Origin of the sequence: Halomonas korlensis (assembly GCF_900116705.1) — a bacterium.
Classification (GTDB): domain Bacteria; phylum Pseudomonadota; class Gammaproteobacteria; order Pseudomonadales; family Halomonadaceae; genus Halomonas; species Halomonas korlensis.
Genome location: NZ_FPBP01000001.1, coordinates 88251 through 110815, shown reverse-complemented (window position 1 = coordinate 110815; position 22565 = coordinate 88251). Strand labels below are relative to the sequence as shown.

At 62.7% G+C, this 22565-nt stretch carries 21 protein-coding genes; 18 read left to right on the top strand and 3 right to left on the bottom strand.

All coding sequences use genetic code 11. The annotated features are described in order from the left end of the window. The first annotated feature begins 122 nt into the window (after positions 1-122). The 13 genes from BM341_RS00535 to BM341_RS00475 all read left to right on the top strand — a co-directional run bounded on the left by BM341_RS00535 (position 123) and on the right by BM341_RS00475 (position 11059). Positions 123-413 carry an FmdB family zinc ribbon protein gene (locus tag BM341_RS00535; protein ID WP_089791852.1) on the top strand — a complete coding sequence of 97 codons (291 nt, stop codon included), beginning with the start codon at positions 123-125 and terminating at the stop codon, positions 411-413. A gap of 65 nt (positions 414-478) precedes the next feature. After that, positions 479-2260: an aspartate--tRNA ligase gene (gene aspS, locus BM341_RS00530; protein WP_089791850.1), complete on the top strand. Its 1782-nt coding sequence runs from the start codon at positions 479-481 to the stop codon at positions 2258-2260. A gap of 142 nt (positions 2261-2402) precedes the next feature. Then, a complete protein-coding gene (ruvC, locus tag BM341_RS00525; protein ID WP_089791848.1) occupies positions 2403-2942 on the top strand; it encodes a crossover junction endodeoxyribonuclease RuvC in 540 nt (179 codons plus the stop codon). 144 nt (positions 2943-3086) lie between these two features. Then, positions 3087-3701, top strand: a complete 615-nt coding sequence (ruvA, locus tag BM341_RS00520; protein ID WP_089791846.1) for a Holliday junction branch migration protein RuvA — start codon at positions 3087-3089, stop codon at positions 3699-3701. A gap of 48 nt (positions 3702-3749) precedes the next feature. Further along, positions 3750-4787 carry a Holliday junction branch migration DNA helicase RuvB gene (gene ruvB / locus BM341_RS00515; protein ID WP_089791844.1) on the top strand — a complete coding sequence of 346 codons (1038 nt, stop codon included), beginning with the start codon at positions 3750-3752 and terminating at the stop codon, positions 4785-4787. Positions 4788-4818: 31 nt separating this feature from the next. Further along, positions 4819-5256 carry a tol-pal system-associated acyl-CoA thioesterase gene (gene ybgC / locus BM341_RS00510; RefSeq protein WP_089791842.1) on the top strand — a complete coding sequence of 146 codons (438 nt, stop codon included), beginning with the start codon at positions 4819-4821 and terminating at the stop codon, positions 5254-5256. Positions 5257-5267: 11 nt separating this feature from the next. After that, a complete protein-coding gene (gene tolQ, locus BM341_RS00505) occupies positions 5268-5957 on the top strand; it encodes a protein TolQ (protein WP_089791840.1) in 690 nt (229 codons plus the stop codon). Positions 5958-5969: 12 nt separating this feature from the next. Beyond that, positions 5970-6410 carry a protein TolR gene (gene tolR / locus BM341_RS00500; protein ID WP_089791838.1) on the top strand — a complete coding sequence of 147 codons (441 nt, stop codon included), beginning with the start codon at positions 5970-5972 and terminating at the stop codon, positions 6408-6410. Between the two features lie 9 nt (positions 6411-6419). Beyond that, positions 6420-7583, top strand: coding sequence for a cell envelope integrity protein TolA (tolA, locus tag BM341_RS00495; protein ID WP_089791835.1), 1164 nt, complete (start codon positions 6420-6422; stop codon positions 7581-7583). Then, the gene (gene tolB, locus BM341_RS00490) at positions 7583-8869 is read left to right on the top strand and encodes a Tol-Pal system beta propeller repeat protein TolB (RefSeq protein ID WP_089791833.1); all 1287 of its coding nucleotides are present in this window, start codon (positions 7583-7585) and stop codon (positions 8867-8869) included. Before tolA ends, tolB begins: the two co-directional genes overlap by 1 nt. Positions 8870-8939: 70 nt before the next feature. Next, entirely contained in the window at positions 8940-9479 is a 540-nt protein-coding gene (pal, locus tag BM341_RS00485; protein WP_089791831.1) for a peptidoglycan-associated lipoprotein Pal, read from the top strand. Between the two features lie 31 nt (positions 9480-9510). Beyond that, complete coding sequence (gene ybgF, locus BM341_RS00480; protein WP_089791829.1) at positions 9511-10278, top strand: tol-pal system protein YbgF; 768 nt, start codon at positions 9511-9513, stop codon at positions 10276-10278. A gap of 16 nt (positions 10279-10294) precedes the next feature. Next, positions 10295-11059, top strand: coding sequence for a YciK family oxidoreductase (locus BM341_RS00475; RefSeq protein WP_089791827.1), 765 nt, complete (start codon positions 10295-10297; stop codon positions 11057-11059). Between the two features lie 19 nt (positions 11060-11078). Here BM341_RS00475 and BM341_RS00470 read toward each other — a convergent pair whose 3' ends face one another. Together BM341_RS00470 and ubiG are read right to left on the bottom strand one after the other, a co-directional pair. Continuing rightward, positions 11079-11741: an HAD-IA family hydrolase gene (locus BM341_RS00470; protein ID WP_089791825.1), complete on the bottom strand. Its 663-nt coding sequence runs from the start codon at positions 11739-11741 to the stop codon at positions 11079-11081. Next, positions 11741-12466, bottom strand: coding sequence for a bifunctional 2-polyprenyl-6-hydroxyphenol methylase/3-demethylubiquinol 3-O-methyltransferase UbiG (gene ubiG, locus BM341_RS00465; RefSeq protein WP_089791823.1), 726 nt, complete (start codon positions 12464-12466; stop codon positions 11741-11743). The genes BM341_RS00470 and ubiG overlap by 1 nt, the downstream gene beginning before the upstream one ends. 143 nt (positions 12467-12609) lie before the next feature. On the opposite strand from ubiG, the gene galU reads away from it, so the two are divergent. Both galU and BM341_RS00455 read left to right on the top strand, forming a co-directional pair. Further along, positions 12610-13500, top strand: a complete 891-nt coding sequence (gene galU / locus BM341_RS00460) for a UTP--glucose-1-phosphate uridylyltransferase GalU (protein ID WP_089791821.1) — start codon at positions 12610-12612, stop codon at positions 13498-13500. 3 nt (positions 13501-13503) lie between these two features. Further along, entirely contained in the window at positions 13504-14802 is a 1299-nt protein-coding gene (locus tag BM341_RS00455) for a nucleotide sugar dehydrogenase (protein WP_089791819.1), read from the top strand. Positions 14803-14876: 74 nt separating this feature from the next. Here the strand turns inward: BM341_RS00455 and BM341_RS00450 are convergent, their stop codons facing one another. Further along, positions 14877-15470 carry a Fe-Mn family superoxide dismutase gene (locus BM341_RS00450; RefSeq protein ID WP_342713843.1) on the bottom strand — a complete coding sequence of 198 codons (594 nt, stop codon included), beginning with the start codon at positions 15468-15470 and terminating at the stop codon, positions 14877-14879. A 241-nt stretch (positions 15471-15711) separates the two neighbouring features. On the opposite strand from BM341_RS00450, the gene BM341_RS00445 reads away from it, so the two are divergent. From BM341_RS00445 to tamB, 3 genes are all read left to right on the top strand, one after another. Beyond that, positions 15712-16551, top strand: a complete 840-nt coding sequence (locus BM341_RS00445) for a hypothetical protein (RefSeq protein WP_089791817.1) — start codon at positions 15712-15714, stop codon at positions 16549-16551. A gap of 68 nt (positions 16552-16619) precedes the next feature. Beyond that, positions 16620-18524 carry an autotransporter assembly complex protein TamA gene (gene tamA, locus BM341_RS00440; protein WP_425431964.1) on the top strand — a complete coding sequence of 635 codons (1905 nt, stop codon included), beginning with the start codon at positions 16620-16622 and terminating at the stop codon, positions 18522-18524. Further along, entirely contained in the window at positions 18524-22558 is a 4035-nt protein-coding gene (tamB, locus tag BM341_RS00435; protein ID WP_175507758.1) for an autotransporter assembly complex protein TamB, read from the top strand. Before tamA ends, tamB begins: the two co-directional genes overlap by 1 nt. The last annotated feature ends 7 nt before the right edge of the window (positions 22559-22565 follow it).

Sequence of the window (22565 nt, the reverse complement as noted above, 5' to 3'; positions counted from 1 at the left end):
ATGTCCGGCTTTGGGCAGGCTTGGAATATTCGTGGGCCGGCCACATATTCGTCAGGCGAGACGCCCATCATCGCCTGGCGTCGCCTTTCCTGGGTAATGTCGTTTACGGAGTGATTCAAACCATGCCCATCTACGAATACGAGTGCAAGGCCTGCGGCCATCGTCTGGAAAAGCTGCAGAAGATCAGTGCCCCCCTGCTGACCAACTGTCCGGCCTGCGAAACCCCCGAATTGACACGGCTGATCTCCGCCGCGGGCTTCCGGCTCGCCGGCAGCGGCTGGTACGAGACCGATTTCAAGTCCGGCAGCAAGAAGAATCTGGCCGGGGATTCCTCCAGCGAGTCTTCGAGCTCGAGCGACAAGCCTCAGGCAAGCGACAAGCCGGCGAAGAAGAAGGATGAAACGGCGGCCTGAGGGCCGCCTCTAGGCTCGAGCCTCGGGCAACACATTTTTGACAACGCAACGGAACAGGATACGACATGCGCAGCCATTATTGCGGCCAGCTGAACGAGACCCAGGTGGACCAGACGGTCACGCTGTGCGGTTGGGTACATCGCCGCCGTGACCACGGGGGCGTCATCTTCCTCGACATGCGCGATCGCGACGGCATCGCTCAGGTCGTGGTTGACCCCGATACCGCCGAGGCGTTCGCCAATGCCGACCGCGCCCGTGGCGAGTATGTCCTGCGTATCGTCGGCCGGATTCGTCTGCGCCCCGAAGGCACCCAGAACCCCAACATGCCCACCGGCATGATCGAGGTGCTGGCCAAGGAAGTGGAAGTCCTCAACACCGCCGCCACGCCGCCTTTCCAGCTCGACGAACACGGCAAGGTCGGCGAGGAGGTTCGCCTCAAGCATCGTTACATCGACCTGCGCCGCCCGGAAATGATCGAAAAGCTGCGCCTGCGCTCGCGAATCTCGCATAGCGTGCGGGCCTTCCTGGAAGGCCAGGGCTTCCTGGACATCGAGACGCCGATCTTGACGCGGGCCACCCCCGAGGGCGCTCGCGATTATCTGGTCCCCAGCCGCACGCATGCCGGCAGCTTCTTCGCGCTGCCGCAGTCGCCGCAGCTGTTCAAGCAACTGCTGATGGTGGCCGGCTTCGACCGCTATTATCAGATCGCCAAGTGTTTCCGCGACGAGGACCTGCGCGCCGACCGTCAGCCGGAATTCACCCAGATCGACATCGAGGCGTCCTTCGTGGAGGAGGACGATATCATGGGCATCACCGAGGCGATGATTCGTCAGCTGTTCCAGGAGGTTCTAGCGGTGGAATTGTCTGACTTCCCGCGGATGACCTGGCACGAGGCCATGCATCGATACGGCTCAGACAAGCCCGACCTGCGTATCCCGTTGGAACTCACCGACATCGACGACCTGATGACCCAGGTGGATTTCAAGGTCTTCTCCGGTCCGGCCAGTGCCAAGGATGGCCGGGTCGCGGCGCTGCGGGTACCCGGCGGTGGCAAGCTCTCGCGCAAGGAGATCGATGCCTACACCAAGTTCGTGGGCATCTACGGCGCCAAGGGCCTGGCCTGGATCAAGGTCAACGAGCGTGCCAAGGGCCTCGAGGGGCTTCAATCGCCGATCGTCAAGTTCATGGAGAACGTGGTCGAGGAGCTGCTGGATCGCGTCGGCGCCGAGGACGGCGACATCATCTTCTTCGGCGCTGACAAGGCGCGCATCGTCAACGAGGCGATCGGCGCGCTGCGCGTCAAGCTGGGCGAAGACCTCGCGCTTTATACCCAGGCCTGGGCGCCGCTTTGGGTAGTCGACTTTCCGATGTTCGAGAGCGACGACAATGGCCGTCTCAGCCCGCTACACCATCCGTTCACGTCGCCTGCGTGCAGTCCGGAAGCGCTGAAGGAAGACCCGGCCTCGGCACTCTCGCGGGCCTATGACATGGTGCTCAACGGCACTGAGCTGGGTGGCGGGTCGATTCGTATCCACGACCAGGCGATGCAGAACACGGTGTTCCAGATTCTCGGTATCGGCGAGCAAGAAGCGCAAGAGAAGTTCGGCTTCCTGCTCGATGCGCTGCAGTACGGCGCCCCACCCCATGGCGGTCTCGCTTTCGGCCTCGACCGCCTGGTGATGCTGATGGCAGGGGCGCGCACCATTCGCGAGGTAATCGCCTTCCCGAAGACGCAGAGCGCTGCCTGCCTGATGACCGATGCGCCGGGTGAGGTCAGCAACGACCAGCTACGCGAACTCAACATTCGCCTGCGTCCCAAGGCCAAGGCCGAAACCGCCAGCGAATAGCCGTTAGAAGTTGCGACCTCGATGATCGCATTACCGGCGCCTCAAGGCGCCGGTGTCAGCTTTATGGCAGGGCGTCTCGGGACGCCCAGAAGGTATCGGTAATGACCAGCACGGTCACAAACATCGCGTTGACGCCGGCAGCATGCTGATACTCGGTATCGACCCCGGCTCGCGAATTACCGGCTACGGGGTGCTGGATGTCACCCGTTCCACACCGCGCTACGTGGCCAGTGGTTGTATCCGTACCCAGGCCGATGACCTTGCCCAGCGACTCGCCCAGATCTACGCGGGTATCGCCGAGTTGATTGCCGTGCATCGGCCCGGTGAGTTCGCCATCGAGCAGGTGTTCATGTCCAAGAATGCGGATTCGGCGCTCAAGCTCGGGCAGGCCCGAGGCACCGCGATCGTTTGTTCGGCCAATCACGGCCTGCCCGTGAGTGAATACGGGCCGCGCCAGATCAAGCAGGCCGTTACTGGCAGCGGGAGCGCCGATAAGACGCAAGTACAACATATGGTCGCTGCTATTCTGGGGCTCGATGGGACGCCCCAGGCCGATGCGGCCGACGCCCTCGCCATTGCCTTGACCCACGCCCATGCTCGCAGCGGCCTGCTCACGGCGGGGAGTTTCGGTGGGCATCGTAGTCGTCGCAAGGGCGGGTCCTGGCGCGACTTTCGGCCTTGAAATCACACGCTCCATGACAATTCGAAACCATTCTCGAACGGCGTTTGATGGCAGGCTGGTCAGTCGCTCGGACGACCAGTATAGTGTTGGCACAGTGGCCTGAGTGGTCACAATGGAATTGATGGAAACGGATATGACAACCCCATGATCGGACGCCTGCGTGGCACCCTGCTCGAGAAACAGCCGCCCTGGATGGTCGTGGATGTGAATGGCGTCGGCTACGAGCTTGAAGCCTCGATGAACACCCTGGTATCGCTCCCCGTGAGCGGTGAACCGGTGTCCATTTACACGCATCTGGTGGTGCGTGATGATGCCCATCTTCTCTACGGTTTCGCCCGGGAGCAGGAAAGGGCGTTATTTCGTGCCTTGATCAAGGTCAATGGCGTCGGCCCGCGTCTTGCCCTGGCCATTCTTTCCGGGATGGACGAAGACGCCTTCATTCGTTGTGTACTGGACGACGACGCCAAGGCCTTGACTCGTTTGCCCGGGGTAGGCAAGAAGACGGCCGAGCGCTTGATCATCGAGATGCGCGATCGCTTCCCCCATTGGGAAGCCCCCCACGAGACACTTCCCGGCTTCGATAACGGCCCTGGCGCGACATCGTCTCCTCGTCAGGATCCGCTGGCCGATGCCGAGTCAGCGCTCATCAGCCTGGGGTACAAGCCCGCGGAAGCGGCCAGGATGCTCGTCGGCCTCGAGCAGGAACCTTCCACCGAGGCCATGATAAAGGCGGCGCTGAGCCGACGCCTGGCCGGATGATGCCCATCATGTCGCATGTCTTGACCCTGCCGAGTCGGAGGACCGCCGATGCTGGAGAATGATCGTCTGATCGCCGCCGACTCGCGCGACGGAGAAGGGCACATCGACCGCGCTATTCGCCCCAAGCGGCTGGCCGATTATATCGGTCAGCTCAGGGTTCGCGAGCAGCTCGAGATCTTCATTGGCGCGGCGCGGGGCCGGGCGGAGAGCCTCGATCATACTCTGGTGTTCGGCCCGCCAGGCCTTGGCAAGACGACACTGGCCAATATCATCGCCGAGGAGATGGGCGTCGGGCTCAAGTCGACCTCCGGCCCGGTACTCGAGCGAGCCGGCGATCTCGCCGCCATGCTCACCAACCTGCAACCCGGCGATGTGCTGTTCATCGACGAGATTCATCGCCTGTCGCCGGTGATCGAGGAAATCCTCTATCCGGCGATGGAGGATTTTCAACTCGATATCGTCATCGGTGAAGGCCCCGCCGCACGCTCCATCAAGCTCGACCTACCCAACTTCACTCTCGTCGGCGCCACGACGCGCGCAGGGCTTTTGACCTCACCGCTGCGCGACCGCTTCGGCATCGTGCAACGCCTGGAGTTCTATAACATCGACGATCTCACCGAGATCGTCACTCGCTCGGCACGCTTGCTGCGCGTCGAGACCGATCGGGCCGGGGCGGTGGAAATCGCCCGCCGCTCGCGCGGCACCCCGCGTATCGCCAACCGGCTGTTGCGACGGGTACGCGACTATGCCGAAGTCCGCGGCAACGGGCAGATCGACGCCGACACCGCCGACATGGCGCTCAACATGCTGCATGTCGACCATCATGGACTCGACCATATGGATCGCCGGCTGTTGCTGGCGATGATCGAGAAGTTCGAGGGCGGCCCGGTCGGCGTCGACTCCCTTGCGGCGGCAATCGGCGAGGAGCGCGACACCATCGAGGATGTCATCGAGCCCTACCTGATTCAGCAAGGGCTGATGATGCGCACCGCTCGCGGCCGCGTGGTCACGCGTCAGGCGTGGCAGCACTTCGACCTGGCCCCCGATCAGCATTCCGTGGATGCGCCGGGAGAGGTGCGGCCATGAGCAGAGATGCGTCCAAATGAGAGCTGCGTCCATGAGACCGTTTCAGTGGCCGGTGCGCGTCTATATCGAAGATACCGACGCCGGCGGCATCGTCTACTACGTGAATTATCTGAAGTACATGGAACGGGCGCGCAGCGAGTGGCTACGCGTCTCCGGGATCACCCAGCAGGCATTGCTCGATAGCGGTATCCAGCTGGTGGTGTACCGCCTGGAGTGTCGCTATGCCAAGCCTGCCCGCCTGGACGACAGCCTGGATATCAGTGTCGAGATAATGTCGCAGGGACGCTGCCGCTTGCAGTTCGGCCAGACAGTGGCCCGCGAGGGTGAGTCTCTCTGCGAGGCCAGGGTCGACATTGCCTGTGTCGACGCCAAGCGATTCAAGCCCACTCAATGGCCGTCGGCACTCGCCGCGGCCCTGATCTCTCGATCAGCCTCCGACCACCCGCAAGATGCCCAACAGTCAGTCTGACGAGGATGCCCGTGAACGACTCGATGTCTATTCCCCACCTGATCATGAATGCGAGCACCGTGGTGCAGGCCGTCATGCTACTCCTGATCATCGGTTCGATCATTTCGTGGGTCATGATCTTCCAGAGAACCTTCGTGATGCGTCGTGCCCGCAAGGCCCACCAGGCCTTCGAGGAGCGTTTCTGGTCCGGTGTCGATCTCAACGAACTCTACCGCGAGACGCCTTCCGAGCAGGAAACCCAGGGCGCCGAGCACCTGTTCCGCTCCGGCTTTCGCGAATTCAATCGTCTGCTGCCCAAGACCCGCAGCCCCCAGGCGATCCTCGACGGCGTACAGCGCAGCATGCGCGTGGCCTGGTCGCGGGAGGAGGAGCGTCTTAACCTGCACCTGGTGTTCCTGGCCACCGTCGCCTCTGCCAGCCCCTATATCGGCCTGTTCGGTACCGTCTGGGGGATCATGGGGTCCTTCCAGTCGCTGTCCATGGCCCAGCAGGCGACGCTTTCCACGGTCGCTCCCTGGATCGCCGAGGCGCTGATCGCCACGGCGATGGGCCTGTTCGCTGCCATCCCGGCGGTCATCTTCTACAACCGGCTGTCGGCCGAGTCCGGTCGCCTTCTTGGCAAATACGAAGATTTCGCCGAGGAATTCCATTCCATCCTGCATCGCAACCTGCAGGGCCGGGCCGAAACCGGTTCCGCCTGAGGGAGTCGCATCATGCACGGACCTTTCAATCGTCGCGGCGCTCGCAAGCCCATGGGCGAAATCAATGTGGTGCCCTTCATCGACGTCATGCTGGTGTTGCTGGTGATCTTCATGATTACCGCACCGATGCTGACCCAGGGCGTTCAGGTCGAGCTGCCGCAGACCAGTTCGGAGCCGATTCAGGACGCCGAAAACAGCGAGCCAATCGTCGTCTCCGTAAACCGGGAAGGGGAGTATTTTATTTCGCTTGGCGAAGAGGAAACGGCGGTGAGCCTCGATGAGATCGCCGACCGGGTGATAATCCTGCTCGATCGCAACCCGGCGACACGGGTGCTGGTCCGAGGGGACCGCAACGTCTCCTACGGCCAGGTGGTCAGCCTGATGAGCACCCTACAGACCGCCGGGGTGGCCGACGTCGGCTTGATCTCGGAACCGCCCCCCGGCGAGGGTTGAGGAGTCGACATGGCCAGACACGACCAGCGCGTGGGCTATGGTCTGCCGACGATCCTTGCCGTCCTTCTGCACCTGGGTATTCTGCTGTTCAGTGTGATGCGCTTTCCCGAGCAGGAAGAGGCATCGCCGACCAGTTCCATCGTCCAGGCGACCCTCGTCAGCACCGAAACCACTACCGATCAGGCCCAGCGCGCCGAAGAGGCGCGCTCTCGCGCCCTCGCTCGTGAGGAAGAGCAGCAGCGTCAGGCGGAAGAAGCAGAGCGCGAGGCCGAGGAAGCGGCGCAGGCGGAAGATGCCGAAGCCCAGCGCCAGGCCGAGGAGGCGCAGCAGCAGCGTGAAGCCGAGGCTAGCGAGCGCGAGGAAGCACTTCGCGCCGCCGAAGCGGAAGCCCAACGCCGTGCCGAGCAGGCAGAGGATCAGGCACGATTGCGTGAGCAGCAGGCGGAGGAGCGCCGGCAGCAGGAAGCCGAAGCCGAAGCCGAAGCCGAGCGTCAACGTCAGGCTGAACAGGCTGCCGAACAGGCCCGGCGTGATGAGGAGGCAGCCGCAGAGCGAGCCCGCGAGGCGGAAGCCGAACAACAACGCCAGGCGGCGGCACAACAGCGTCAGGAAGAAGCCGAAGCGCAACGTCAGCGTGAGGAGGCGGCAGAGCGTGAACGTCAGCAGGAGCTCGAGGCGCAGCGTCAGCGTGAAGCCGAGGCTGAACGGCAACGTCAGGCCGAAGCCGAGCAACGCCGTCAAGAGGAGGCCCAACGACAGGCCGAGGAGCAGCGTCGCCGTGAGGAGGCGGCACGTCGTGCGGCCGAGGCCTCCAGCCAGGGGCTTGATCGTGCCATCGAGGGAGAGTCCGAAGATGTGGCCGCGGCGCGTCAGGCACAGCAGGCGGCCAATAGCTTCATTACGCTGGTAAGGCGCGCGGTGGAGCAGGCTTGGGTCATTCCGCCCAATTCAGCCGAGGGTGCCAGTGCCGAGGTGTCGGTGCGTCTGGGACCGTCCGGTGAGCTGTTTACTGCCACTATTACCCGAGGCAGCGGCGATGGGGCCTTCGACCGTTCGGTGATCCAGGCTGTGGAAGCTGCCGCACCATTTCGCGAGTTGCGCGAGTTGCCCTCGTCGGTACAACGGGATTACCGTCAATTCAATCTACGCTTCAGACCGGGGGATATCCGCTGATGAAAGCCTTGATAACGACCTGCCTTGCGGCCGCGCTGCTGATGTTCGGCAGCCTGGCCCAGGCCGACCTGACCATCGAGATCACGCGCGGCAGCGACCGGGCCACGCCGATTGCCGTGGTGCCTTTCGGCGGCGCAGACGCGCTGCCCGAAGACGTGGCTCGCATCATCCATGACAACCTGGCGCGCAGCGGCTATTTCGATCCGCTCGAGCGCAACGCGATGTTCGAGCGTCCGACTACGCGAGACGAGGTTCGCTTCGGTGACTGGCGAGCCTTGGATGTTCGCTACCTGGTGGTGGGAACTGCCAGTCAGGAAGGAGATGGCTACCGCATACAGTACGAGCTGATGGATATCAGCGGTGAGCGACGCATGCTCGGCGAAGTCGTGACCGCGGGTAATGGCGAGCTGCGTGGGGCCGGGCACTACATCAGCGACCAGATCTTCGAGGCGATCACCGATATCCGGGGCGCCTTCTCGACGCGGATCGCCTATGTGACCGCGCGGGGCACTGGCGATGATATCCGCTTTGTCCTGCATGTGGCCGACGCGGACGGACACAACAGCCAGCAGATCCTCTCGTCAGACGAGCCAATACTTTCGCCGGCTTGGTCCCCGGATGGCCGCAAGCTGGCCTACGTTTCCTTCGAAACCGAGCGACCGGCCATCTACATCCAGAACCTGAACTCGGGGGAGCGGGTGCGCGCGACGTCCTTCGAGGGGATCAACGGTGCGCCGGCCTGGTCACCGGACGGACGTCAGCTGGCGATGTCGCTGTCCAAGGATGGCCAGCCCGAGATCTATATAATGGATATCGGCGCCCGGGACTTCCAGCGCCTGACAAATAACTCGAGCATCGATACCGAGCCCAGCTGGTCGCCCGATGGCCGCAGCCTGGTCTTCACTTCTGATCGCAGCGGTGGGCCACAGCTCTATCGCTATGATCTCGCCAGTGGCGAAGCGGAGCGGCTGACCTTCACCGGCAACTATAATGCCCGCGGCCGCTTTGCCCCGGACGGTGAATCGCTGTTCCTGATCCACGGCAGCGACCGGGGTTATCAGGTCGCACGACAGGAACTCGACAGTGGTCGCCTGGTGGTGCTTAGCGATTCCGGACAGGTCGAGTCGCCCAGTGTTGCACCCAACGGGACCATGGTAATCTTCGCCACCCAACAGGGAAGTCGCGGGGTTCTCGGGGCGGTATCGGCGGATGGCCGATCCTCTTTCCGGCTTCCTTCGGCCGAGGGTGACGTACGAGAACCCGCGTGGTCTCCGTTTCTGGACTGACCGGTATCGTCGTTGAAAGCGCTTCGCTGATTTGCGCCATTTATCTGCAAGACCAACAAGGAGTGAATATATGCAACTCAAGCCCTATGCAAAATGCCTGGCACTGGCTCTCTCACTGGCTGTGCTGGCAGGCTGTGCCAGCCGCGGAGGCAGCGAGGACGGGATGGCGGGTTCGGCGGATGGCTCGCGTGACGGGGCGGCCGGCACCGACGCCTCCCGCGGCGGCCAGGTTAGTGGCGACCGCATGGGGGACGGTGCAGGGCAGCAGGATGATGCGCGAATTCCCGAGGTACGTACCATCTACTTCGCCTACGATAGCGACACCATTCAGTCGGAATTCGAGCCGGTATTGACGTCCCATGCCCGCTATTTGCGTAACAACGCCAATGCCAGCGTGGTTTTACAAGGCCATACCGACGAGCGAGGTACCCGCGAATACAACATGGCCCTTAGCGAGCGCCGTGCCGGTGCCGTAGAGCGCTACCTGAACGTGCAGGGCGTCTCGCCGTCGCAGATAGATGTTGTCGCGTATGGTGAAGAGCGTCCGGCGGTACGGGGCCAGAACGAAGAGGCCTATGCGCAGAATCGTCGCGTCGTGTTTGCTTATTAAGCCGGCGTCTTTGCACGTCAAGGAGACACGCATGAAACATGGTCTGAAAGGACTGTGCGGCGCGGGAGCCTTGGTGCTCCCGTTGTCCGTATGGGTACCCGCCATGGCGCAACAGCCGCTGATCGAGGATCTCTCCGAACAGCCGCGTTCCTTCTATGAACAGACGCAGGTACGCGAGGAATCCAGCGGTAGCCTGGTGCTGTTCAACCAGGTCGAGCAGCACAAGGAAGAACTCAGGCAGTTGCGCGGTCAGGTCGAGGAACTGCGCCACCAGATCGAACAGCTGCGCCGCCAGACCCGCGAGCAGTACCTGGATATCGAGGATCGCCTGGCCTCAAACATGGCGGGCGTCGATGCCGGTGCCGAGGTCGACGAAGAGGCCGCCCGGCAGGTGGCGAATGCGCCATCCCCCAGCGGCACCAATGCCGAGGCTCAGGCGGAATATCAGGCGGCATTCGCGCATGTTCAGTCGCGCGAGTTCAGCGAGGCGATTGATGCCTTTGTCGCCTATGTCGATAATCATCCCGATACCGGCTTGACCGCGAATGCCTACTACTGGCTCGGGGAGCTGTACGCCGCCGAAGGCGAGCTCGAGCAGGCCGAGTCGGCGTTCCAGCGTGTCCTCGATGACTTTCCACAGAGCCGCAAGGCGCCCGATACGCTCTACAAGTACGGCCTGCTCAAGGCGCGCCAGGGGGAGCCGGAAGAGAGCCGAGCCCTTCTGGAGCGGGTGATCGAAGAGCACCCCGACACCAGTGCCGCCGGACTGGCCAACGATTTCCTGCGCCAGGATAACTGATTATCAAGGAGCCTCGATGACCTGCAAGATCGATTACCAGCCGCCGGCGGAGCTGCTTCGCGATCGAATCATCCTGGTGACCGGGGCGGGCGATGGCATCGGCCGGGCGGCGGCCTTGGCCTACGCCGCGTGTGGGGCCACGGTGGTATTGCTCGGCCGCACCATCGCCAAGCTGGAAAAGGTCTACGATGAGATCGAAGCGCAGGGCTCTCCTCAGCCTGCCATCTTCCCACTGAACTTCGAGGGCGCCACCCTCAAGGACTATCACGACATGGCGGAGACGCTTGACCGTGAATTTGGGCGGCTCGACGGCGTGTTGCACAATGCCGGCATCCTGGGGCGCATCACTCCCTTCGAGCAGTACAATCCCGAACTCTGGGAGCAGGTGATGCAGATCAATATCAACGGCCCGATCTGGATGACCCAGGCGCTGCTGCCCTTGCTCAAGGCCTCGCCTGATGCCTCGGTGGTGTTCACCTCGTCAAGTGTCGGGCGCAAGGGGCGTGCCTATTGGGGCGCCTATGCGGTGTCCAAGTTTGCCACCGAGGGCTTCGTCGAGGTACTGGCGGACGAGGTCGAGCATTTGGGCACCTTGCGCGTCAACAGCCTCAATCCCGGCGCGACTCGTACCCAAATGCGCAAGACCGCCTACCCGGGCGAGGACCCCATGGCCCTGCGCTCGCCCGAGGAAATCATGCCTACCTACCTGTGGTTGATGGGACCCGATAGTCGTGGCTATAGTGGTGAGAGGTTCGATGCCCAGCCGCCGAAACCTGCATAGCGGACGCCATATTGGGCTGTCATCCCAGCAGTGCCTCGACCAGCGCCTCCGAAGTGTCGAACCAACGATCGGCAGGCCAGGCGCGGTAGTCATCCCCTTCCTCGATGTAGCCATAGCCCACGGCCACTGCCGCCATGCCGGCGGCTCGCGCGGCCTGCATGTCACGCAGGTGATCCCCGATATACCAGCAATCCTCCGGTGTGCTACGCAGCCGCCGGGCCGCTTCCCATAGTGGTTCCGGCGCAGGCTTCTTGACCGGCAGGTCATCGGCGCATAGCAACACACCGGGCGTGAGTCCCAAGGCCTCGATCAATGGTTCGGCATAGGCTCGGGGCTTATTGGTGACGATGCCCCAGGGTCGCGCTTGTGCTTCCCAGGCGTCCAGCAACCTCGTCAGGGGGGGGAAGACACAACTCTCCACCGCCACGGCGCGACCGTAGGCCTCCAATAGAAAGTCTCGGGCGGTGTTGTGGCCAGAGGCGTGCTTCTCGAGACCCAGGGCAAGGGTGACCAGTGCACTGCCGCCGTTGGAGACCTGGGCCCGGATCACCGTATAGGGAAGCGGGGCGAGTCGATGGTTTTCGCGCAGTGCATTGGTGGCCCGAGCCAGGTCAGGCGCGGTATCGACCAAGGTGCCATCCAGGTCGAACAGCAGCGTCAGGGGGCGCGGGTCGACAGGCATCAGACGGCTTTCCGGCGGCAGTGCATGAGATAATTGACCGACACATCGTTGGCCGAGAGCCGATAGCGTCGTGTCAGCGGATTGTAGACCAGGCCGCTCTGCTCGCGGACTTCTAGCCCCGCTTCGCGGCACCAACTGGCGAGTTCTGAGGGGCGGATGAACTTGTCATAATCATGGGTGCCGCGAGGCAGCATGCGCAGAACGTATTCGGCACCCAAGATTGCCAGGGCATAGGCCTTGGGGTTGCGGTTGAGCGTCGAGAAGAACACCTGACCGCCGGGCTTCACCAGCCGCGCACAGGCACGCACCACCGAGGCCGGATGGGGCACATGCTCAAGCATTTCCATGCAGGTCACCACATCGAAGTTGCCCGGCGTTTCCTCGGCCAGCTTCTCCACGCTGATCCAGCGGTAGTCGATCTCCTTGCCACTTTTCGCCGCATGGCGTCGCGCCACCGCCAAGGGTGCCTCGCCCAGGTCAATCCCGGTGACACGGGCGCCTCGATGCGCCATGGCCTCGGCAAGGATGCCGCCGCCACAGCCCACATCGAGCGCCTTCTGCTCGGCAAGCCCAGCCCTGGCATCGATGAAGTCCAGTCGCAACGGATTAATATCGTGCAGTGGTTTAAAATCGCCTTCGAGATCCCACCAGTGGTCGGCCATGGTATCGAACTTGGCAATTTCCGCCGCGTCAACATTGTCCGACGGTGGTCGGCTGTCTATCATCTGAATTCTCCGCTGGTGTCCTCGGTCAGCCACAGTGGCAAGCCGTGTGTCGTTCGGTATCATGACATTCTACGCGCACCCAGGGCGGCATTCCCATGTCGCCGTCCCGGCCGCATCTCGACTCGCCCGACAAGGATGGCCCCATGATTCACAAGGCAGTGTTACCCGTTGCCGGTTTTGGCACTCGTTGCCTCCCCGCCACCAAGGCGATACCCAAGGAAATGATCACCATCGTCGACCGTCCGGTAATCCAGTACGTGGTACAGGAAGCCGTGGATGCCGGCATCAGGGATATCGTGCTGGTGACTCACGGCAGCAAGAGTGCCATCGAAAATCACTTTGACAAGCATTTCGAACTTGAAGCCACCCTGGAAGCCAAGGGCAAACACGACCTGCTCGAGGAGCTGCGTTCCATCGTGCCCGGGGACGTCAACATCATCAGCATACGCCAGTCCGAGCCGTTGGGGCTCGGCCATGCGGTGCTCTGTGCCCGGCCGATCATCGGTGATGATGAGCCGTTTGCCGTGCTGCTCCCCGACGTACTGGTCGACGACACGGGACTCTCACGCAATGATCTCGCCGGTATGCTGGAGGCATTCGATCGTACCGGTCGTACACAGCTGATGGTCGAGGAGGTCCCCCACGACATGACGTACAAGTATGGCATCGTGGATACCCGTGGCGAATTGCCTGCCCCCGGTGAGTCTCGTCAGATGGCCGGTGTCGTGGAAAAGCCGGCCGTTGACGAGGCACCCTCTAACCTCGCGGTCATTGGTCGCTACGCCCTGCCAGGCCGTATTTTCCCGCTACTTGCCGAAACGCCACCGGGTGCCGGGGATGAAATCCAGTTGACCGATGCCATCGAGTCGTTGCGTCAGCAGGAGGGTGTAGATGCCTGGCGGATGCGCGGCAAGACGTATGACTGTGGCCATCAGCTCGGCTATCTGGAGGCGATCCTCGCCTACGGCCGTCGTCATGCCCGCTACGGGGAAGGGTTTCGTGAGCTGCTGACCCGCTACGCTGGCGGGAAATGAACTATGCGCATCCTGGTACACGGTAGTGAACTGTCAGCCGCCACGGCTGCCGCGGCCCTTTCCTGGGTGGGCCACAAGGTCATCTGGCTGCCGCATGCCGCGGCTTCCTGGCCACAATTGGCCGCATCCGACTGGCTGCTGCGCGAACCCCAGCTCATCGCGCAGCTGAATGACAGCTTTGCCAAGGGAAGTCTGCGTGTGCTCGAGAGCGCCGACTCGCTGGCAACCCTCCATAACGACATCGAGATCCTGTGGCTGGCCCTGTCGCCGGAACAACGCGGTGATTGCGACCAGCTTCTCGGCGACCTCGTTCAGCACGCGGCCGAGGGTTTCGTGCTGATCAATAACTCGACTTTCCCGGTGGGGGAGACCGAACGACTTGAGGCGTCGTTGCAGGGTCACGGGACGGCCGTCGCGCTCCCCGACCTGCTGGAGGAGGGGCGCGCCTGGGATACGTTCTCGCGTCCCAGCCGCTGGCTACTGGGCTGCGACGATGAAGAGGCCACCCGGCGTGTCCGCGAGCTGTTACGCGCCTTCAACCGGCGCAGCGAGGTGATCCAGCGCATGCCGCGCCGAGCCGCGGAGCTGACCAAGCTGGCGATCAACGGCATGCTGGCCACGCGCATCAGCTACATGAACGAGATTGCCGGTCTGGCCGACTCCCTCGATGTCGATGTCGAGTTCGTGCGCCGCGGCATGGGCGCCGATTCCCGTATCGGCTATGAATATCTCTATCCCGGCTGCGGCTTCGGGGGTCCCAACTTCTCACGTGACCTGATGCGCCTGGCCGATGTCCAGTCGGCGAGCGGCCGCCACTCGGCGCTGCTCGACCAGGTGCTCGACATCAATGAGCACAAGAAGGAAACCCTGTTCCGCAAGCTCTGGGCGCATTTCCATGGCCAGTTGCAGGGGCGTACCGTGGCGATCTGGGGGGCGGCCTTCAAGCCGGGTACGGCACGGATCGATCATGCTCCCGTATTGACCCTGCTTCGAGCACTGTGGGCCCAGGGGGTGCATGTGCGATTGCATGACCCCTCGGCTATTCATGCCCTGCTGGCCGAGGTCGGCGAGCACCCGCTCTTGGAGGTCTTTGAAGACGACCCCTATCTTGCCTGCCAGGGGGCCGACGCGCTGTTGCTGGTGACCGAGTGGAAGGACTACTGGAACCCCGACTGGCCTCGCCTGGTCAGCTTGCTCGGAGAGAAACTGCTGCTCGACGGTCGCAACATCTTCGAGCCGGACTGGGTGGCGAGTCAGGGGCTCTATTACCGAGGCATTGGCCGACGCGCCGATCCTCGCTGATCTGTAATCTATACATCGAGCGCAACTGCGCAGCGTTTCTGCATCACGTGAAGGCCTGGCGATCGGCTAGGCCTTCAGGGCGTGGTGAAGCTCTGTGCGATGAAATCCCAGTTAATCACCTTCCATAGACTTTCCAGATAGCACCTGCGCGAGTCGCCATAATCGACGGCGTAGGCATGTTCGTGGACATCGAAGGCGAGCAGCGGGACTCGACCGTGGGCAATGGGTGTATCGCCGTGGCCGGTATTGAGAATCTCGACACTGTCATTGCCGGATCTGAGCAGCCAGGTCCAGCCGGCCGACTCGTTATTCATGGCGCTCACGTGAAAGGCCTGCTGGAACGTCGAGATATCGCCAAATGCCCTGTTGAGGGCATCTGCCAGGGCGCCGGTTGGCTCGCCATCGCCCTTGGGCGTGAGGCAATGCCAGTAAAAGGCATGATTCCAGACCTCTGCTGCCTGGGCAAAGGTTCGGCCAAAAGAGACATTCAAAATTTCTTCCAACGACTTCCCTCTCAACGCGGTGCCTTCGACCAACGCGTTGAGCGCAGTGACATGCGAGCGATGAATCCTTCCATAGTGATGATTGAGCGCCTCGGCGGACAGATGGGGCTCGAGTGCGTTCCTGTCATAGGGCAGGGCGGGTAGTTCGAAGGCCATTAAGGTCATTCTCGCTCGTCGTTAGGCTCGGGGAGACGTGTTCATCCGGGCATTGGCGTGAGCCCGTGTGCTTCGTCAGCAAAAACCTTACACTATGAAAACGCTGTGAAACTATCGTCGCGGCACCATGATACCGGGTTACATGGGCGGTCGACACGCCAACCGTCTCGGAGACAACATTACCGACGCTCCCTGCCGTACGCGGTAGGTCACCCGCACGAAGAACGATGAACGAAGAAAGGAGTCTGCCATGGCAGAGCGCCCGGAAGACCGCCGGCACACACGACCGATCGTTCCGGACCCGGATTCCAGCCTGGCACCTCGCCTGCGTCAGCCACCCGCGCCGCGGATGTGGCCCTTGTGGCTGCTGGTACTGTTGTTGTTGGGTGGCTGCCTGGCACTTGCCTGGACCGGCTGGCAGGAGCGCTCGCGGTTCGAGCGAGAGCTGACGAGAATTAGCGGTGAAGTCTCCAATGTTCATGCGCGTTTCGACGCACAGCAGGGAGATGGCGATGTCCTGGCGTCGCTGGAGTCCCGTCTCGAAGCACTCGAGGCGCGTGATTCGGCATTCGAAAAGCGTTTCGAGGAGGTACAGGAAAGAGTGGAGTCTCGGCTGCCGGCCATGGATGAACGCCTCGATGAGTTGGTGACCCGTCAAACCGAAGTGGTGAGCGACGGCGAGGCACGCGATGCCTTGATTGCCTCGGCAAGGATGTCCCTGGACGCCTTGGAACAGGTAGGGGAAGAGGGGCGAGCAGCGTTGGAGGAACGGCTCATGGCGATTGCCGAGGCCAGGGAGCGCGATGAGCAACGCCTCGACACCGTGGAAAATGAGTTGATCGCCACACTCGAGACTGAGCAGTCTATGCTGGAAGAACGATTGGCCAGCACCCAGCGCCAGCTAGAGGACTTCAATAACCGTCAGTCGCAGCTCGCTGAGGCGATTGAATCCGTTGAATCCTCACGGGAGGCTGAACAGCAACGCAGCAACGCCACCGACGCACGGCTGGATATCCTGGAGGATGAGCTTGCCGAGTTACGACGTGGTCAACTTGCTTTAAGTGCCCAGCTGGAAGCCCTGCAACCCTGAGTTGAGTAAGACCACCCTGCGTTGAGTAGTACCGATGGTGTGACCTCCAGGCTAGGGAAACCTATTATATGGGAAAGCGCATGATTGCCGGCCCGGCGAGAGTCCGCCAGGCCTTGATAAGGATGTGTTTAGGTATCGGCCTGCTGGGTACGGCGTCTTCTGCATGGTGCCTCGAGGCGCGCATCGAGGGGGTTGAGGGCGATGTCGCCGACAACATTCGCCAGTACCTGGACGGCCTCGATGCCACTGCACTCAGCCGCAGCCGAATCGAGAGCGGCGTTCAGCGCCGCACTCGTGAAGCGATGCGCGTCTATGGCTATTATTCGCCGCAGATCGTCCACAAGCTCGACGAGAATGACCCGCCCGACTACGTGGAACTGGCCATCGAACCCGGCCCACGCGTCACTATCGAGACTCTCGAGTTCCGCCTGGAGGGCGATGCCGCCGATGATCCACCGTTTGAGCAGGCCCTCGATGCCTTTCCTCTCGAGATAGGCGATCCTCTCGTTCATGCGCCCTATGACCGGCTTCGCGGACGCCTGGCGAACCTTTCCCTGGAACGCGGCTATTTCGATTGGCGCTTTGTCGATCGGCGTATGGAAGTCCGGCCCTACGCGGAGAGTGCTCGGCTCTATCTTCATCTGGATAGCGGTCCACGCTACCGCTTCGGCGATGTGACGTTCGCGGGTAGTCACATCGAGGAGCAGCGGTTGCGCAACCTACTTCCGTTCGCCCCCGGCGATCCCTACCTGGCCGGCGAGCTTGCCAGCTTCAATCAGCGCCTGGGGCAGACCAACTGGTTCAATACGATCACGGTGCGCCCAAGACTCGAGGAGTCTGCCAGTCTTGTCCTGCCCGAGCGGGAATCAGGTTTCTGGAATACCCTCGAACTGGAGGGCGATGACGCCCGGGTTAGCCAGGACAGCCGCGATACGACAACCGAACCACGGCTGTCGGAGGACGCGCTGGCAGCCGCAAGCAGCCTGAATCAACCCAAACGTTCCACGGTGCCCATCGATGTGCGTGTCACTCCCGCCGACCGCCATCAATTCGAGATCGGCCTGGGTTATGCCACCGATGTGGGACCACGTACCCGGTTTTCCTGGGAGCAGCCGTGGATCAACCGCTATGGCCATGGATTGGACCACGAGCTTTTCCTGTCGGCACCCGAGCAGCGATTTACCGGCACCTACCAGATGCCACTCGACGACCCCCTGCGCGATAGTTACCGGTTCCAGTATGGCTTTCGAAACCTGGATAACGAGGACACCCAGTCGCTCCAGGCGACCATTGAAGCGGCGCGGCGCTGGGAGTTCGACAATGACTGGGTTCAGACACTTTTCCTGCGCAGTACCTTTGAAGACTTTACCCAAGCCGGCGATGAACAGCAGGTGCTGCTGGTATACCCGGGTATCAGCTGGTCTCGCACTCGAACACGCAACCCGACATTCCCGACCTGGGGTGATCGGCAACGGCTGTCCTTCGAGGTCTCTGATGGTCTCTGGGGATCGGGCGCTGATTTTGTCAGGGTGACGGGCGAGACCCAGTGGATTCGTATGGTCGGGAATGACAATCGATTTGTCGGTCGTGCGGGCCTCGGCACCATCGAGACCAGCGAGTTCAACGAAATTCCCCCTTCGCTGCGTTTCTTCACCGGTGGTGACCGCTCAGTGAGGGGCTACTCCTACGAAAGCCTGGCTCCACGTAATGAACAAGGTGAGTTGCTCGGTGGTCAACAGTTGCTCACCGCCAGTATCGAATACCAGCGGCGCGTGACCGGCGACTGGTGGGGCGCCACCTTCGTCGATACCGGTGACGCCTTCGATGATTGGGGCCCAACTGACCTGAATACCGGCGCGGGACTTGGCGTTCGCTGGGTCTCGCCCGTGGGACCGGTGCGTTTCGATATCGCCCACCCCTTTGATGATGACGATTCATGGCGGATTCATTTCGCCATCGGCCCGGAGTTCTGATGATCTTGACCCTCTTCTGGGTACTGTTACGCCTACTGATACTGTTGCCGCTGTGGTTGTTAGGGCTGGTCTTCCTGTTGCTGGGCCTGGGGCTATCGCCCTGGGGGTCGGGCATGCTGCTGGAGGAAGGCGCCAAGCGGGGTTTCTATACCCTGCAATCTCATGAGGGTGCGCCCCTTGATCGCCTGGTGCTCCACGGCCTGGCTCTCGACGCCGGAGCCGCGAGTATCACGGCACAGCGGCTCGAGATCGCCTGGGCGGATGATTGTCTGCTGTCGGGTCGGCTTTGCCTTGAGACCCTCGAGGTTGAAGGCGCGCGAGTCCGCCTTTCCTCAACCGAGCCTGGCCCAACCGAGGAAAGCGAGCCCGGCGAACCACCCGGCGCCATTACCTTGCCGTTTCCCGTGGAAATCCGCTCGCTGGCTCTGCGCGATGTCGAGATCAGGCTCGCTGACGGCACCCGGCTCGCTTGGGATCATTTCAGCACCGGCGCAGTGGCGGAAGACGACACCGTGATCCTGGCGCCGACCCGTTTGTCCGGCACGCGGCTGATGCTTGCGGGCTCGCCCGGGACGCAATTGGCGCTGGCCGACGATACCTCCCATGCCGAGCAGCGCGTACCGCAGATAACGGCGACGGCGATCGATGGCGCCATTGCCGCAGGCTCGCCACCGCCGGCCGTGGCTTCCGCCGAAGACACAGGGGAGCCGGAAGCCCCTCCGCTTGAGGAACAGCCGCGTCGCGAGCTTCCTGATATCCGCCTGCCATTGCGTATCGAAGCACCGGAGCTGCTGGTGGAAGACTTCGCGATCGCTGGCCCGCTGGACTACGCCGTCGAGCGCTTGACAGTAGCGCTGACCGCCGAGGGGCATGATGTCGAAATAGCGCCGCTCGAGGTGACGACGGAAGATGCCGACGCGCATCTAGAAGCAAGTGTCTCGCTTCGTGACGACTACCCGCTGCAGGCCCGGCTGCAAGCGGCGCTGTGGCTGCCCGAAAGAATGCCCGAGCTCGCCGGACAACGCATCGACCTGGCCCTGGACGGGAATCTCGGCGACCTGATCGTTCGTCTCGGGTTGTCCGGGCCGGTCATGGCACAGTTCGACGCTCGCCTCGATGCGCTGGACCCGACCATGCCGTTTACTGCGTCATTGGACAGCAAACTGATTCGATGGCCCTTGCCCGCAGCGGCAGCGCTGGCCGACCCTGAACAGCCTGCCGATACGCCCCTGGACCCGACCGATCCCTGGTTGGTCGAGGATCTTGTCCTGCGGCTCGAGGGCAGCCTGACCGGCTATCGCGTCGCCGCCTCGTTGAGGGCGGAGGGCCCCGATCTACCCTATAGCCGCCTGGCACTGGCCGGAACGGGCAATAGCGAGCATTTTGCCTGGACCCCGCTATCCTTCAGCCTCGGCCGAGCCTCGGTGGTCTCGCGCGGGCGCGTCGACTGGGTCGATGGCGTAAATGTCAATGCCATCACACGCCTGGATAATCTGGATCCCGAGGAATTCGTCGAGGGACTCCCGGGGCGTCTCGATGGCGACGCCGAACTGAGCTTCAGCCAATCCGACGCCGGGTGGTCGATGGAAGTACCTCGCCTGGCCATCGATGGTGAGCTCCAGGAGCGCCCGTTGTCGCTGGAGGCCAGGCTCGCAGGCAACAGCGATATGCAGTGGCAGATCGATACCTTGGACTTTCGTCAGGGCGAGAATCGTGTGACGGCCAGCGGTCAGGTCAGCGAGACGTCGCTGGACGTGGTGGGGCGGCTCGACCTGCCGGCGCTGGCCAGTCTGTACGAGGATCTGGGGGGCAGTCTAAGCGGGGAGTTCTCTGGCTCCGGCACGCTCGAGGCGCCCCAACTGGACCTGGAGATGGCCGGACAGGACCTGCGCTTCGCCGAGAACCGCCTCGAGCGTCTGCGGCTTGCCGGCAGGGTCAGTGGCCTCGAAGACCCGGCAATGGACATCGAGCTGGGAATCGAGCGTCTCGATGCCGCCGGTCAGCGCTTCGACGCCATCGATCTGGGCCTGGATGGCCGCCTGTCCGAGCATCGGCTGACGCTCGATGCCGACGCCGGGCAGGGCATGCCGCTCTCCCGTGCGGCATTGGCGATCGAGGGGGGACTAGGTGAGGCGCATGAGCGTTACGCGGGTCGCTTGACCCCCCTTGAGGTGGATACCCGTTACGGTGACATCCGTCTGGCCGAGGCCCTGGCTTTTGATATCAACCTGCCGGCAGGCAGCGCTCAGGTAGCACCGTTCTGTCTGGAGCGGGTCCAGGGCGGTTCGCTCTGTTTACAGGAGCCGCTCGATGCCTCGGCCGAAAGCGGCAGGGCACAACTGGCGCTGCAGGCACTGCCCATGTCGTTGCTGGACGAGGTCGTTCCGGCAGAGTGGGAAGTTGATGGCGCCACGCATGCTGAGTTGATCGCCGAATGGGGAGCTGGCGGTACCTGGCGGGCTCAGCTCGAGCTGGACAGTGAGCTCGCCATGAACGGTGTGGATGCCTATGGCCAGCCATGGGAGCTGCCGGAATCAAGTGTGACGCTTACCGCCGATGCGAATCAGGCGCGTGCCGATATGGATCTGGGCCTGAGCCTGGCAGATGTCGGGGATATCAATCTGGAGCTAGGGATTGACGATCCCACTGGTGGAGCGCAACTCGACGGCCGGTTACGCCTGGACTCGCTCCAGCTTGCTCCTTATCGCAGGCTCGTCGCAGGCATGGATACGATGGAGGGCTCTCTCGGCGGGGACGTGCGGATCGGGGGGAATCGTGAGGCACCTACCCTCGACGGCCGCATCGCTCTCGACCAATTACGCCTCGAGGGCGGGGAATTACCGCTGGCCGTTGCCGATGGTGAGCTCGAGGTCCAACTGGCCGGCGATCGCGCTGATATCGACGGTTTCATCGCCGCCGAACAGGGTCGTCTGCTGGTCGACGGGTCGGCTCGATGGCCTGATGCCAAGAACTGGCAGGTGGCCGTGGACCTTGAGGCGCGCGAGGATCCTTTGATGGCAACGCTTCCGGCATTCGGGCGTCTGCGTATTGCTCCCGATCTGGCAATCCGCGTGGTGCCGGATCGCCTGCAGGTACGCGGCACGGTTCAAGTGCCCTGGGCACGCCTCGAGGTAGGTGACATACCCGAATCGGCGGTAGCGCCAAGCCCCGATGAAGTGATCATCACGCGCAGCGACCAACGCCGCATGGAACGCGAAGCTCAGCGTGAGGCAGAGCGAGCGGCAGCGCAGGAAATGCAGCAGACCGGGGAGAGTGCCGCCGAGACGCTGACCGATGCCGGGATGGTGGTCGATGTGCAGATCGAGCTGCAGCTGGGTCCCGACATGCTGCTTGATGCCTATGGTCTTGAGACCGCGCTTTCCGGCAATCTGGAAGTGCGTCAGCAGAATGGCCCGGTCCAGTTGTTTGGCGATGTCAGCCTGGTCGATGGTCGCTTCCGGGCGTTCGGCCAGGATCTGGTGATTCGCGAAGGACAGTTATTGTTCAGTGGACCTCCCGACCAGCCACTGCTCGATTTCGAGGCGATCCGTAACCCGGAGGTGACCGAGGATGGTGTCATCGCGGGTCTTCGCGTCACCGGGAGCGCCGCCCAGCCCCAACTGCAGATATTCTCAGAACCCAGCATGGAGGAAGCACAGGCCCTTTCCTATTTGCTGCGAGGTCGCTCGGCGGATGACAGTGGCGGCGCCGATGGCGCCCTGACCTCAGCGCTTGTCGGCATGACGCTGGGCCGCACCGGCGGCGCAGTAGGAGCCATCGGGCAGGCCTTTGGCGTCGATGACCTCAATCTCGAAACGGCCGGTGCGGGAGACGAAAGCCAGGTGGTGCTCAGCGGCCAGCTCACCGACGACCTGCGCCTCAGCTATGGGGTGGGGTTGTTCTCGCCCATCGCCGAGCTGACGCTACGCTACACCGTATGGCGTAATCTCTACCTTGAAGCCATTTCGGGTGCCGCCCAGGCCGTGGATCTGGTCTATGCCTTCAGCCGCGAGGGCAACCCGCCGGATCCTTGAGCTACAT

Coding starts and splice junctions, on each gene's coding strand:
- ybgC (WP_089791842.1), top strand. CDS start 4,819: ATGAGACCGTTTCAGTGGCCGGTGCGCGTCTATATCGAAGATACCGAC.
- BM341_RS00450 (WP_342713843.1), bottom strand. CDS start 15,470: ATGACCTTAATGGCCTTCGAACTACCCGCCCTGCCCTATGACAGGAAC.
- BM341_RS00470 (WP_089791825.1), bottom strand. CDS start 11,741: ATGCCTGTCGACCCGCGCCCCCTGACGCTGCTGTTCGACCTGGATGGC.
- tolR (WP_089791838.1), top strand. CDS start 5,970: ATGCACGGACCTTTCAATCGTCGCGGCGCTCGCAAGCCCATGGGCGAA.
- BM341_RS00475 (WP_089791827.1), top strand. CDS start 10,295: ATGACCTGCAAGATCGATTACCAGCCGCCGGCGGAGCTGCTTCGCGAT.
- BM341_RS00445 (WP_089791817.1), top strand. CDS start 15,712: ATGGCAGAGCGCCCGGAAGACCGCCGGCACACACGACCGATCGTTCCG.
- tamA (WP_425431964.1), top strand. CDS start 16,620: ATGGGAAAGCGCATGATTGCCGGCCCGGCGAGAGTCCGCCAGGCCTTG.
- tolB (WP_089791833.1), top strand. CDS start 7,583: ATGAAAGCCTTGATAACGACCTGCCTTGCGGCCGCGCTGCTGATGTTC.
- tamB (WP_175507758.1), top strand. CDS start 18,524: ATGATCTTGACCCTCTTCTGGGTACTGTTACGCCTACTGATACTGTTG.
- ruvA (WP_089791846.1), top strand. CDS start 3,087: ATGATCGGACGCCTGCGTGGCACCCTGCTCGAGAAACAGCCGCCCTGG.
- pal (WP_089791831.1), top strand. CDS start 8,940: ATGCAACTCAAGCCCTATGCAAAATGCCTGGCACTGGCTCTCTCACTG.
- BM341_RS00455 (WP_089791819.1), top strand. CDS start 13,504: ATGCGCATCCTGGTACACGGTAGTGAACTGTCAGCCGCCACGGCTGCC.
- aspS (WP_089791850.1), top strand. CDS start 479: ATGCGCAGCCATTATTGCGGCCAGCTGAACGAGACCCAGGTGGACCAG.
- tolA (WP_089791835.1), top strand. CDS start 6,420: ATGGCCAGACACGACCAGCGCGTGGGCTATGGTCTGCCGACGATCCTT.
- galU (WP_089791821.1), top strand. CDS start 12,610: ATGATTCACAAGGCAGTGTTACCCGTTGCCGGTTTTGGCACTCGTTGC.
- ruvB (WP_089791844.1), top strand. CDS start 3,750: ATGCTGGAGAATGATCGTCTGATCGCCGCCGACTCGCGCGACGGAGAA.
- BM341_RS00535 (WP_089791852.1), top strand. CDS start 123: ATGCCCATCTACGAATACGAGTGCAAGGCCTGCGGCCATCGTCTGGAA.
- ubiG (WP_089791823.1), bottom strand. CDS start 12,466: ATGATAGACAGCCGACCACCGTCGGACAATGTTGACGCGGCGGAAATT.
- ybgF (WP_089791829.1), top strand. CDS start 9,511: ATGAAACATGGTCTGAAAGGACTGTGCGGCGCGGGAGCCTTGGTGCTC.
- ruvC (WP_089791848.1), top strand. CDS start 2,403: ATGCTGATACTCGGTATCGACCCCGGCTCGCGAATTACCGGCTACGGG.